This window comes from Limnobacter litoralis (assembly GCF_030160455.1).
GTDB lineage: Bacteria > Pseudomonadota > Gammaproteobacteria > Burkholderiales > Burkholderiaceae_B > Limnobacter > Limnobacter litoralis.
The window spans coordinates 327,398-339,931 of record NZ_BSOJ01000006.1; the positions used below are offsets into that span (position 1 = coordinate 327,398).

Annotated in this window: 11 protein-coding genes; 4 read left to right on the forward strand and 7 right to left on the reverse strand. The window is 55.5% G+C overall.

Features of this window, described 5'->3' with window-relative positions; all coding sequences use genetic code 11:
- Nucleotides 1-35 precede the first annotated feature (35 nt).
- Both QQJ87_RS03025 and QQJ87_RS03030 read left to right on the forward strand, forming a co-directional pair.
- Complete coding sequence (locus QQJ87_RS03025; RefSeq protein ID WP_284279861.1) at nucleotides 36-1,115, forward strand: phospholipase A; 1,080 nt, start codon at nucleotides 36-38, stop codon at nucleotides 1,113-1,115.
- A 56-nt stretch (nucleotides 1,116-1,171) separates the two neighbouring features.
- On the forward strand, nucleotides 1,172-2,032 hold the full coding sequence (locus QQJ87_RS03030) for a hypothetical protein (protein ID WP_284279862.1): 861 nt from the start codon (nucleotides 1,172-1,174) through the stop codon (nucleotides 2,030-2,032).
- Between the two features lie 6 nt (nucleotides 2,033-2,038).
- Here QQJ87_RS03030 and QQJ87_RS03035 read toward each other — a convergent pair whose 3' ends face one another.
- The 7 genes from QQJ87_RS03035 to QQJ87_RS03065 all read right to left on the reverse strand — a co-directional run bounded on the left by QQJ87_RS03035 (nucleotide 2,039) and on the right by QQJ87_RS03065 (nucleotide 10,445).
- On the reverse strand, nucleotides 2,039-3,940 hold the full coding sequence (locus QQJ87_RS03035) for an ATP-binding cassette domain-containing protein (protein WP_284279864.1): 1,902 nt from the start codon (nucleotides 3,938-3,940) through the stop codon (nucleotides 2,039-2,041).
- A 12-nt stretch (nucleotides 3,941-3,952) separates the two neighbouring features.
- Nucleotides 3,953-4,789 (reverse strand): NUDIX hydrolase, encoded by an 837-nt coding sequence (locus tag QQJ87_RS03040; RefSeq protein ID WP_284279866.1) that lies wholly within the window; start codon nucleotides 4,787-4,789, stop codon nucleotides 3,953-3,955.
- Nucleotides 4,789-5,907 (reverse strand): rod shape-determining protein RodA, encoded by a 1,119-nt coding sequence (rodA, locus tag QQJ87_RS03045; protein WP_284279867.1) that lies wholly within the window; start codon nucleotides 5,905-5,907, stop codon nucleotides 4,789-4,791. The genes QQJ87_RS03040 and rodA overlap by 1 nt, the downstream gene beginning before the upstream one ends.
- Nucleotides 5,904-7,793, reverse strand: a complete 1,890-nt coding sequence (mrdA, locus tag QQJ87_RS03050; RefSeq protein WP_284279869.1) for a penicillin-binding protein 2 — start codon at nucleotides 7,791-7,793, stop codon at nucleotides 5,904-5,906. Before mrdA ends, rodA begins: the two co-directional genes overlap by 4 nt.
- Nucleotides 7,790-8,314, reverse strand: coding sequence for a rod shape-determining protein MreD (mreD, locus tag QQJ87_RS03055; protein ID WP_284279870.1), 525 nt, complete (start codon nucleotides 8,312-8,314; stop codon nucleotides 7,790-7,792). Before mreD ends, mrdA begins: the two co-directional genes overlap by 4 nt.
- Nucleotides 8,304-9,311, reverse strand: a complete 1,008-nt coding sequence (mreC, locus tag QQJ87_RS03060) for a rod shape-determining protein MreC (protein WP_284279871.1) — start codon at nucleotides 9,309-9,311, stop codon at nucleotides 8,304-8,306. The genes mreD and mreC overlap by 11 nt, the downstream gene beginning before the upstream one ends.
- Before the next feature lie 90 nt (nucleotides 9,312-9,401).
- Complete coding sequence (locus QQJ87_RS03065) at nucleotides 9,402-10,445, reverse strand: rod shape-determining protein (protein WP_284279873.1); 1,044 nt, start codon at nucleotides 10,443-10,445, stop codon at nucleotides 9,402-9,404.
- Nucleotides 10,446-10,662: 217 nt separating this feature from the next.
- On the opposite strand from QQJ87_RS03065, the gene gatC reads away from it, so the two are divergent.
- The gene (gene gatC / locus QQJ87_RS03070) at nucleotides 10,663-10,962 is read left to right on the forward strand and encodes an Asp-tRNA(Asn)/Glu-tRNA(Gln) amidotransferase subunit GatC (protein WP_284279874.1); all 300 of its coding nucleotides are present in this window, start codon (nucleotides 10,663-10,665) and stop codon (nucleotides 10,960-10,962) included.
- An 83-nt stretch (nucleotides 10,963-11,045) separates the two neighbouring features.
- Nucleotides 11,046-12,524, forward strand: a complete 1,479-nt coding sequence (gene gatA / locus QQJ87_RS03075) for an Asp-tRNA(Asn)/Glu-tRNA(Gln) amidotransferase subunit GatA (RefSeq protein ID WP_284279875.1) — start codon at nucleotides 11,046-11,048, stop codon at nucleotides 12,522-12,524.
- Nucleotides 12,525-12,534: the final 10 nt, after the last annotated feature.

The following is a 12,534-nucleotide window of genomic DNA, read 5'->3' on the forward strand; positions in this document are numbered from 1 at the left end:
TATCTTGCCAATGATAAGTTGAGGCAACAGTGATTATGAAACGACGTCTGGTTTTTGGTTCAGTTTTCATTTTGTTCACCCACATTGGTCACGCGCAAGACGCCTACTACACCAAGCTCGACGCGCAGGCCATTCGTTCCTGCCTGTTCATTGAAGACGATCAATTGAGACTTCGCTGCTTCGACGACGCCACTGGCCGCAGCGAGGTTTCCAAAAACGGTGCTCCACCCCAGGTGGTCGAAAAGCTGGGTCAGGGCTTGCTGCTTTACAAAAAAGCCAGCGACACCACGTTGTCCTGGTTTGACCGTCGCTGGGAACTGGCACCTGAATCCAAACGTGGCACCTTCAGCATCAGCCCATACAAGCCAGTGTACCTTCTGCCTCTGTTTCACAACAGCAAACCGAACAATCTGCCCAGCAGTCCCAACCCGGCAAACGTCGTAACCAGCTCCCAGGATCTTGATCAAAACGAGGCCAAGTTTCAGCTCAGTCTGAAAACCAAGGTGTGGGAAAACATGTTTGGCGACAATGGCGACCTGTGGTTTGCTTACACGCAGTCCAGTCGCTGGCAGGTCTACAACGCAGGCCAGTCAAGGCCTTTCCGTGAAACAAATTACGAGCCAGAAATGATTTTCACCTGGCGTGCCAGCTGGAACGATTTTGCCGAGAAAACCGGCTGGAATCCTCGCCTGTTGGGCTTGAGCCTGAATCACCAATCCAATGGAAGAGCCAATCCACTGTCTCGTTCCTGGAACCGAGTCATCGGCATGATCGGCATGGAACGGGAAAACACCATGGTGCTGTTCAGGCCGTGGGTCCGTATTCCTGAAAAGCCTGAGAATGACGACAACCCGGACATTGAGGATTACATGGGGCGTGCCGACATGCTCATCGTGCACAAAACCCATGGCCATGAGTTGTCGTGGTTGTTGCGCCACAACTTGCGCGGCGGGGATGTGTCGCGCGGGGCTGTTCAATTTGACTGGGCATTTCCCATCAGCAGCAGCCTGAAAGGGCACATGCAGATCTTCTCCGGCTATGGTGAAAGCCTGATCGATTACAACCATCGGTCGGATTACTTTGGGCTGGGGCTATCTCTGGTTGACTGGTACTGAGGCTGTGTTACCCTCAGTGCCATTGTTTAACAACATTGTTACTTGAGAGTTCAGCCGTGATTGCCTCGTGCACCCTGTTCAAACGTCTTGCCGGCCTGTTGGGTCTGTTGTTGTTGGTCGGGGTGTCTCCCCATTCAAATGCAGCCACTCCAGTGGCCAAATCGGTGGGCTGGGTGGCCTACTCCAAGGGTGCTCAAATTTGGGTGCCGGGTGCCAAAAAATCAGTGCCCCTACCCACGCTGGCAACGCTCACATTCGGCAGTCAAATCAGCCTGAAAAAAGGCGACCAGCTCTCGGTCATTGTGTTTTCCAACAACACGCGGCGCGACTACACCGGCCCGGCCAGTCTGCGTGTGATCAAAGACACGGTGTCTTTGCGATCTGGTGCAGAACCCGAGGTGTTTCCGGTTGCCCCTGAGCAACTGAAAGTCATTCAACAATGGCTCAATTTGCATCCCAATGGACTGGGTGACATGCCAAAACCCACAGGCTTGGGCAAGCTCACCTTTGATGTGATCAAACCACTGGATGGCGCGCTTTTTCTGTCGCGCCAGCCTGAATTCCTGTTGACTGGCACGCTGCCACGAGACGCCAAATTGCTGATTTACGACAAAGACAATCGCCGATTCTGGGTCGAACCCCTTGAAGACAAACACGTCACTTTTCCGCCCGCTGCCGAATTTCACTGGGGCGAAAACTACAGCTGGGAAATCCGCAATTTCACGGGTGGCTCGCTCTTGAAAGGTCGATTCAAAATTGCCACCGAGCAACAGGCCTACCAGCTCTACAGCGCGAAGGTGCCCGTTTTGCCCGACACCCCCAAAATTGATCTGGTGTTGTACGCCCTTACCTTGCAAATGGCAGGCGCTTACCCTGAGGCGCAAGACGTTTGGGCCAGCCTGCACAATTTGCAGTAGTCGACCTTACTGGCCTTCCAGGGTTTCCCATCGAGCGTATGCTTGCGTCAGTGCTTTTTCAATGTTGGCCATTCGCGCATTCACATTTTGAATATTGGCCGGGTCTGAATTGTAAAAGTCGGGCTCGCTCATGGTCTTGACCAGCTCGGCCTGCTCATTTTCGAGTGACTCGATGAGCCCGGGCAGGCTTTCAAGTTCTCTGGTTTCTTTGTAACTCAGTTTTCTGGTTTTGGGCGCTGTGGCTGGTGCTGCTGGCGTTCCAGGTGTTGCGGCAGTCGCACGGGGCCGGCTGTCGGCCTTTTTCGCAGACCAGGGGTCCACTGTTCTCTGGCGCAGCCAGTCGTCGTAGCCCCCCACATAGTCCCCAACCCGGCCTTCGCCCTCAAACACCAGGCAGCGGGTCACGATCTGGTTCAGAAACTCACGGTCATGGCTAACAAGGATGACAGTGCCCGTGTAGTCGCACAACTTTTCTTCAAGCAGTTCCAGTGTCTCAATGTCCAAGTCGTTGGTGGGCTCATCCAGCACCAAAATATTGGAGGGTTGGGCAAACAGTTGCGCAAGCAGCAGGCGCGCCCGTTCCCCACCAGACAGACTGCGGACCGGTTGTCTGGCTCGGTCCGGGGTGAACAGGAAGTCCTGAAGATAGCCGATTACATGTTTGGATTGGCCCCCTTGCTGAATGAATTCCTTGCCGCCACCAATGATGTCCACTGCCGTGTCTTCTTCATTGAATTGGTTGCGCAACTGGTCGAAATAGGCGATTTCCAGTTTGGTGCCCAATTTGACCGAGCCTGAATCGGCCTTGATCTGCCCAAGCAATACCCGCAGGGCCGTGGTTTTGCCAATGCCGTTTGGTCCCAATACGCCAATTTTTTCCCCGCGTAAAATCACGGCCGAAAAATCGTCCAGCACCACAAAGTCATCCAGCGTCAGGTTGACATGCTCAATCTCTGCAACCACCTTGCCGCTTCGGTCGGCTTCTTGCACCTGTACTTTGGCGCTACCCTGAAAGTTGCGTCGCCCGGCGTATTGCTTTCGCATTTCCAGAAGGGCACGCACGCGGCCCTCATTGCGGGTGCGGCGTGCCTCAATGCCACGGCGTATCCAAACCTCTTCTTCGGCCAGGCGTTTGTCAAACAGTGCATTGGCTTTTTCTTCGGCGGCCAGAAATTCCGCCTTGCCTTTCAGGTAACCCTCGTAGCCTCCCGACCAGCTTTTCAGTGAGCCCCGGTCCAGATCACACACGCGTGTGGCCAGCCTGCGCATGAATGCGCGGTCGTGGCTTACCAGAATGACCGCGCCCGGAAACTGGCGGATTTGTTCTTCCAGCAATTCAATGCTGGGAATGTCCAGATGGTTGGTCGGCTCGTCCAGCAGCAGTACATCGGGCTTGTTCACCAAGGCTTTGGCCAACATCACCTTGCGCTTCATGCCGCCTGAAAGGCTGGCGAATTGAAGATCCGCTTGCAGGTTCATGCGCGACAGCATCTGGTCCAGCTCGCTTTGCAGATGCCAGCCGTTGTGTTCACCCAGCAGGGTCTGCGCCTCATGCAAAGCCTGCATGTCTGCATCAGACAGACCATCCATCCGTTCTGCCAGCCTTTTTGCGGTGAGTACTGCCGAGCCGATCTCGCCGAGCCCTTGCGCCACCACATCTTCAATGGTCAAATCCTGACCTTCAGGTACAGCCTGTTCAAGGCGTGCCAGTTTCAGGCCGTCTTGTTGAATGACTTGCCCGTCTTCCGGCTGAATTTCCCGGCTGATGATCCTGAACAGGGTGCTTTTTCCAGCGCCATTGCGTCCCACCAAAGCCACGCGTTCGCGTTCTTCCAGAGAGAATTCAACCTGGTCCAGTAACACGGTGGTGCCTATCCGGTAGGTCACCCCTTTCAATCCCAACAGCATGAGTATCCTTTGTTAAACAGCATGGGCGCGGCGCATGGCGAGCGCGCAACACAGACCCGCATCCGGTGTAAAGCGGTTTTGGTTCACCGCTTGGGCGCAAGCCATCGGCGTCATCAGTTGAAAGCCGCAGACCTCCCCATCCTGATTGTGGGGGTGAACGCCCTCGCGCATTGTAGCGAAATACAGGTGGCATTGTTCCAGGTGCCAACCATTACCCTGGGCGCGGCTGACCTCAACGCCACCCAATGGCGTCAAGCAGGCCCCCCTCAGGTGTGTTGAGTCAAGCCCAGCCTCTTCAAACAGTTCACGCCAGGCTGCACCTTGAGGTGTTTCTCCCGATGAAACACCGCCTGCGCACAGATTGTCCAGCAGCCCGGGATGTTCCTTTTTGCTGTCTGCCCGAACGCCCACCCAGATCAGGCCTTCACCCGTTTCAACATGCAAATGCACAGCCTGGCTGCGCAAGCCAAACACCTTGAACAGTGCGCGTTCCAGTTCTCCGATTGCCACGCCATTTCGGTCAAAGAGGGTCTGGGTTTCGCCGCGCCAGTTGGGCACCCAACCTTGATCTGCCAGCCAGCGGCCCAGGTCGGTCAAGGCACTGACCAGCGTATCCAGGGGCAGGTTCCAGTACAGCTCGCACCGTTGGGCATTCCATTGGCTGGTCCATGCGGTCGACTGTTGACGCACAATTTCACCCAGCTCACCATGCAAGCGACCCAGCAATTGACCGTTGATGAACAGATGATAGAAGCCGGCAGGTCGGGTTTGGGCCGCCTGGCTTAGGCGCGTTTTCAGCCCTTCAAAACCTGCAGGCAATCGATCTGCCCAGTTTTCAGATTGGTGCATCAGGTTTGAACCAGCTTTTTCGTGTTCTGGATACTCATCAGGATACCTGCCCCCAAGCCCAGCGTCACCAAGGCGGTGCCTCCGTAGCTCATCAAGGGCAAAGGCACACCCACCACCGGGAGGATGCCGCTAACCATCCCGATATTGACAAAAGCATAGGTGAAAAAGATCAAGGAAATACTGCCCGCCATCAATCTGGAAAACAGCGTCGGCGCATTGGCTGCAATCACCAATCCACGAATGATCAGGCAGGTGTACAGCACCAGAAGAACCACACAGCCCAACAATCCGAATTCTTCAGCCAGCACTGCAAAGATGAAGTCGGTGGTGCGTTCGGGAATGAATTCCAGATGGGTCTGGGTTCCTTTGAGAAACCCCTTGCCCGTCAACCCGCCAGAGCCCACTGCAATGGTCGACTGAATAATGTGAAAGCCTTTCCCCAAGGGGTCTTTGGACGGATCCAGCAGGGTTAAAACCCGCTCGCGTTGATAATCGTGCATCATCGACCACACCAAAGGCAGGCTGGCCAATGCGATCACCAGCATCCAGGCCAACACCCGCCATGAAATACCGGCAAAAAACATCACGAAAAACCCGGCTGCCAACACCAACATGGCCGTGCCGAGGTCGGGTTGCCTCAAAATCAACACGCTAGGAATAATCAGCAACACAGCGGCGACCAGAAATTCTCGCCATCCTGAAATGTTCTCCCTTTGTTGGAAAAACCAGGCCAGCATCAATGGCATGGCAATTTTCATGATTTCCGAGGGCTGAAGGCGCACAAAACCAAGATTGAGCCAACGCCTTGCGCCTTTGGAAATGTCACCAAACAGCGCTACGCCGATCAGCAATATCACCCCCAGTGTGTAGAGGGGAACCGCAGCTTTCATCAGGGTTTGTGGCGGAATATTGGCCGCAGCCCACATCACCAGAAAGGCCACTGCGAAATTGCGCACCTGATCCAGAAACCGCCCTTCGTAATCGAATGCCGCGCTGTATTGGGTCACAAGGGCCAGCACCACAAGCGACAGCAAAATCATGCTGAGCACTGGGTCAAACACGGTAAACAGCTTCTTGAAGCGGGGCCACAGGGGCTCGCGACCCATGGTTTTGTTCATTGGTTGACTCCCTGGGGGTTGGCAGCAGGCTGTCCGGGAATGGGGTGAATTTTCCAGTATTCATCCAGCGTGGCCTTCACCACGGGCGCTGCCGCCTGTGCACCAAAACCGCCGTTTTCCACAATCACTGCAATGGCAATCTGCGGCTTTTCCACTGGCGAAAATGCGACAAACCAGCCGTGGTCTTTCAAGCGGTCGGCCACCTCGGAGGCTTTGTATTTTTCGCCCTCTTTCAAACTGAAAACCTGCGCCGTGCCGGTTTTTCCGCCCAAAGTATAGGGCACACCCGCGAACACGGCTTTGGCGGTTCCGTCCAGCACCACGCCCTGCATGGCATTTTTGATCACCTCCACATTTTTCGGGTTCAGGTTCAATTGGTGCATGTCCTCAAGGGGTTTGGGCGTAATTTCACCCGTCACCGGGTTTTGGTAGGCCGTTACCAGCCTGGGTTTGGCCACCAAACCGCCCGTGGCCAGCACGCCCACTGCGTGCGCAACCTGAATGGGCGTGTAGTGGTTGTAACCCTGACCAATTGCCACAGAAATGGTTTCGCCCGAGTACCACCGTTGTGCCTCAGGTCGTTTGAACTGCCTCGCCTTCCAGGCGCGAGAGGGCAGCGTGCCGGTGCGTTCGCCATCCAGATCAACACCAGTCTTCTGGCCAAACCCGAACTGCGGCATGAAATCCGAGATGACATCAATCCCCATTTCACTGCCCAGCATGTAGTAATAGGTGTCGCAGGATTCAGAAATCGATCTGTACATGTCCACCAGGCCGTGCCCCCCCGGTTTGTCATCCCGAAAACGGCGTTCGCCAAAATCAAAGTAACCGGGGTCATGAATGGCGTAAGAGGGCGTTCTGAAGCCCTTTTCAAGCGCAGCCAGTGCCATAAACGGTTTGAATGTTGAGCCCGGCGGGTAGGTGCCTGCCAAGGGGCGGTTCAACAAGGGCTTGTCGGGCGATTCATTCAGGGCCTTCCAGTTTTCACTGTCAATGCCCTCTACAAACAGGTTGGGATCAAAGCTGGGCCGGCTGACCATGGCCAGAATGTCGCCCGTGTTGGGGTCCAGTGCCACCACAGCGCCCCGCTTGCCCTCCAGGGCCTTCTCGGCCACTTCCTGCAAGCGGATGTCCAGTGAAAGAATCAGGTTCTTGCCCGGAATGGCAGGCGATCTCGACAACACCCGGACGGCCCGACCTGCGGCAGACGTTTCCACCTCTTCAAAGCCAGTCTTGCCGTGCAGCTCGGTTTCATAGCGCTTTTCAAGGCCATCTTTGCCAATGTAGACCGTGCCTCGGTAATTGTCGCTTTGGTCCGAGTCGTCAATCGCGTTCTGATCCCGCTCTGAGATTCGGCCAATGTAGCCAAGCACATGCGCAGCGTCCTCGCCAAAAGGATATTGACGGAACAGACGGGCCCGAATTTCAACACCCGGAAAACGGTAGCTTTGCACGGCAAAGCGAGCCACCTCTTGGTCGGTCAGGCGTGTGCGAATGGGAATCGATTCAAAACGCTTGGATTCAAAACGCAATTTTTTGAAGCGGCGTTTGTCCAGTGGGGTGATTTCGACAATCTTGGACAGGTCATCCAGCAATTTGTCGAGATGATTCACTCGAGAAGGGGTAATTTCCAGTGTGTAGGCCGAATAATTGTCGGTCAGAACGGTTCTGTTTCGATCCAGAATCAGACCCCGGTTCGGCACCAGTGGCACAATGGTGATTCGGTTGTCCTCGGCCTTGGACTGGTACTTGTCGTAGTTGATGACCTGAAGCCAGGTTAGACGCACAAGCAACACCAGAAAAAAAAGAAAAACGGCGGCGGCTCCGATCAACAACCGAAGTCGGAATTCTTTCAGTGTTTGTTCGGGGTGCTTGAATTCCGTCATATCGGACGATCGTTGTCGCGGTTTTCAGGCAGCTTCTGCGGTGCGAGCAATACGAACTGGGCCAGTGGCCAAAGCGCAGCAGTCATAAAACTTTCGGACAGTATCCAGAGGCTGGGCATCATGCCACCCACTGCCATTCTCACGACGATGGTCATGATTTGTGCAGCCAGAAACAGGGGTAACAAATGCACAGCCTGCATGCCTGGAGAAAACCAAAGCACCCGCCTGTGAATCGTAATGGCGAAGTAGGACAGCAGTGTGTAGGCCAGCGCGTGTTCACCAAAGACGCTGGCCGAATGCACATCCATGATCATACCGAGAGTCCAGGCCACGCCAATGCCAACCAGTCGGGGTTGCCGGATATTCCAGAACACCAAAACCAGCACCAGTATGTCTGGCAGCACCAGATTGCGATCCACTGGCACCAACTTCAACAGCAAAGAAACCATCAGGGACACGATGACAAACCACAGTTTGACCGGTCGCAGAATGGGAGAGGCTCCAACCGGATTAAGCGCCATGTTTTTTGCCCTCCGGTTTCTTCTCGGTGTGCGGCTTCTTCACGGCGTCATTGTCGGCCTTTTTAGCCGGATCGGCGGGGGCCTCGGGTTTGGCTGGCTGAAGCGGAGGCTCCATCACGGGTACATTGGGTGGAATGGGACCTTGTGGTGCGATCTCGGGTGGTTTCACCGTGTCAAGAATTAGCACAAACCGATGTTGTTCAACGCCGGCAATGGGCGTGCAAAAGATGCTCGAGAAGGCGTAACGGGCGTTTCGTTCAACCCGAGTGACCCGCGCAACAGGAATTCCTCGTGGATAAATGCCATCCAGACCAGAGGTCACCATCAGGTCGTTGTTCTGAATGTCAGCGTTGTTCGCCATGAAGCGAAGCTCCAGCAAGCCACCATCCAGCCCGCCATAAGCCACGCTGCGCAAGCCATTGCGGAGGTTCTCCACCGGGATGATCTGGTCTTTGTCGGTAATCAGTGAAATTTCAGAACGGCTTGGAAATGCACGTGTAACCTGACCGACCAGCCCCAGTTCGTCAATGACCGGCATGCCCTCACGAACGCCTTGGATCAGACCCTTGCCCACAATTACTTTTCGGGAAAACGGGTCGTTGGCATCGCTGGTCACCTCCGTCAGAATGGCGTGCTGAACTTCCAGTGTTTTGCCGACGTGATTGAGTTTGCGCAGATTCTCGTTTTCAGCCTCTACCGTTTTTAGCTCCAGCAGCTTTTGCCGGTCGAACAGTCTTTGCTTGATCAGCTCTTCGTTTTCAGCTTGAAGCTTGGTGAGGGTGGTGAAGTAGGAGGAAATGTCTTTGGCCGCCTGTACCGGCATGCTGGCCAGCGATTGAAGTGGATACAATCCGGTGCCAATTGCTTTGCGGAGCACTTCCAGCGCCCCGTAGCGGTTGTCGAGTACAAGCAGTGTCAGGGAAAGCACCACGTAGAAAGTCAGTCTGACTCTGGCAGACGGACCTTGCTTGAACAAAGGTGGTGGCGAATACTCCATGACGGATGCAGGTTTCTTTCCAGACCAGCCCCTGAATCAGAGGCTGGGTTATTGCGTCTAAATGGCGGGCTGGTTGCAGTTCGCTACAGCTTATTCGCTGGTGAAAATGGTGCCCAGTTTGTCCATTCGCTCCAGTGCCATGCCACAGCCCCGCACCACGCAAGTCAGCGGGTCTTCAGCCACGTGCACAGGCAAACCGGTTTCTTCCATCAACAAGCGGTCCAGGTCGCGCAGCAAAGCGCCGCCGCCTGTCAGCATCATGCCGCGCTCGGCGATGTCGGCGCCCAACTCGGGGGGCGTCTGCTCCAATGCAGACTTGACCGCGGACACAATCGCATTTAAGGGTTCGGTCAGTGCTTCCAGAATTTCGTTGGAAGAAATGGTGAAGCGGCGCGGAATGCCCTCTGACAGGTTGCGACCCGTGACTTCCATGTCTTTCACTTCCGAGCCTGGGAACGCAGACCCGATCTGCTTTTTGATGGCTTCAGCCGTAGGCTCGCCGATCATCATGCCGTAGTTGCGGCGAATGTAGCTGATGATGGCCTCGTCGAACTTGTCGCCACCCACGCGCACGCTGCCTGCGTACACCATGCCACCCAATGAAATAATGCCCACTTCCGTGGTGCCGCCGCCGATGTCAACCACCATCGAGCCTGAGGCTTCCGACACGGGCAGGCCAGCGCCGATGGCGGCCGCCATTGGCTCTTCAATCAGGTACACCTGTGATGCACCGGCACCCAGCGCGCTTTCGCGAATGGCGCGGCGCTCAACCTGGGTAGAACCACAAGGCACGCAAATGATGATGCGGGGGCTTGGAGAAAACAGACGGCTCTCATGCACCATCTTGATGAACTGTTTGAGCATTTGCTCGGTTACAGTGAAGTCGGCAATCACGCCGTCTTTCATCGGGCGAATGGCCTCAATGTTGCCGGGCACTTTGCCCAGCATCTGTTTGGCCTCCAGGCCCACTGCGGTAATTGTTTTTTTGCCATTGGGGCCGCCTTCCTGGCGAATGGCCACCACTGATGGTTCGTCGAGCACGATGCCCTTGGCACGCGCATAAATCAGTGTGTTGGCTGTACCCAGATCGATGGCTAGATCATTAGAAAGATAGCTGCGTAAGAAACCGAACATGGTGAATTTCTGACCTGTACTAGAGAATAAAACCCGCCTGGCAGGGCCGGTTTTTGTTAATCGATGCGCTCACTAAATCCTGAACTTCAGAGTCGGTTGGCGTAATCGATGATGATAACCTATAAAATATGAAGACCTTAAACACCTTCCGCTTTCAAAGAAAGCCTTTTGGGGTTTAGAACAGTTCTTCGAACCAAATTGCCGTGGAGTCCTTGAAATGTCATTGAATGCCGACCAAGTTGCCAAAGTGGCTGCACTGGCCCGCCTCAAATTGCCGGGTGAACAACTGCTTCAGGTTCAAGAACAGCTCAATGATATCATGGGCTTAGTCGATCAACTGGGCGAGCAGGATACCACTGGTGTGGAACCTTTGGCGCACCCTTTGGCGATAGTCCAGCAAGTGGCCTTGCGCCTGCGTCCCGACGAAGTCACCGAGACTGACCAGCGTGAGGCCAATCTGGCCAATGCACCTGCCACTCAAAACGGCCTGTTTCTCGTACCCAAAGTGATTGAATAACCACCGGCCCATAAACAACGGCGACCACCCTGTTCAGGTTTACCGCACTGCTCTGTTCTGATCCGACTATTACGGCAAAATCCATGTCTTTTTCTGCATTACAAATTTCCGAACTGCGCGCCCTGCTTGATCACAAGAAGGCCAGCGCCACCGAACTTGCGCAAGACGCCTTGCAGCGCATTCAGTCCAGCGCACAGCTCAACGCCTTCGTGGATGTTCAACCCGAGTTGACGCTGGCGCAGGCGCGTGCCGCCGATGAGCGCCTTGCGCGTGGTGAAACCGGTGCCTTGCTCGGCATCCCTTGCGGGCACAAAGACATTTTTGTCACCCGCGGGTGGGCCAGCACCGCGGCGTCCAACATGCTCAAGGGCTATGTCAGCCCGTTTGACGCCGAGGTGGTTGATCGCCTGAACAAGGCAGGCTCGGTCAGTCTGGGCAAATTGAACTGTGACGAGTTCGCGATGGGCTCCTCCAACGAGAAAAGCGCCCATGGCCCATGCTTAAACCCCTGGGACACCCAGGCTGTGCCTGGTGGCTCGTCCGGTGGGTCTGCCGTGGCGGTGGCTGCGGGGCTTGTGCCGTTTGCCACTGGCACCGACACCGGTGGCTCGATTCGTCAACCCGCCTCGCTGTGTGGCATCACCGGCATCAAGCCCACCTATGGCAGTTGCAGCCGTTACGGCATGATCGCCTACGCTTCCAGCCTGGATCAGGCTGGCCCAATGGCCCGCAGCGCGAAAGACTGTGCGCTGGTGTTGAACCACATGGTCGGCTTTGACCCCAAAGACAGCACTGTGGTGGAGCGGCCCGCTGAAGATTTTGCAGCCCAACTGGGTCAGCCGCGCGCCACTGCGTCTTTGGATCAACCCTTGAAAGGCTTGCGAATCGGGCTGCCCGTCGAGTTTTTTGGCGAGGGCCTTGCCGACGATGTACGCAAACCCATTGATGAAGCCCTGACCCACCTCAAGCAATTGGGCGCAGAACTGGTCGACATTTCCCTGCCACGCACAAAGCTGTCCATTCCCGCTTATTACGTCATTGCCCCGGCCGAGGCCAGTTCCAACCTGTCGCGTTTTGATGGGGTTCGGTATGGTCATCGGGCTGAGCAGTACACCGATTTGAAAAGCATGTACGAAAACAGCCGGAGCGAGGGCTTTGGCCTGGAGGTTCAGCGCCGCATCATGGTGGGCGCCTACGTGCTTTCACACGGTTACTACGACGCGTATTACCTGCAGGCGCAAAAAGTGCGCCGTCTGATCGCACAAGACTTTCAGGCCGCCTTTACCCAGTGTGACCTCATCGCGGGCCCGGTCAGCCCGACCGTTGCCTGGAACCTGGGTGAAAAATCCGCCAACCCCACGCAAATGTACCTTGCGGACATTTATACACTGGGCGCAAGCCTGGCCGGTTTGCCGGGCATGTCGGTGCCTGTGGGTTTCGGTGACAAAAATCGCCCGGTTGGCATGCAACTGATCGGCAACTATTTCCGGGAAAGCGAATTGCTGCAGACTGCTGACTGGTATCAGCAGGGCACCGATTGGCATTTGCGCACACCCGTTTGATTCTTTGGAG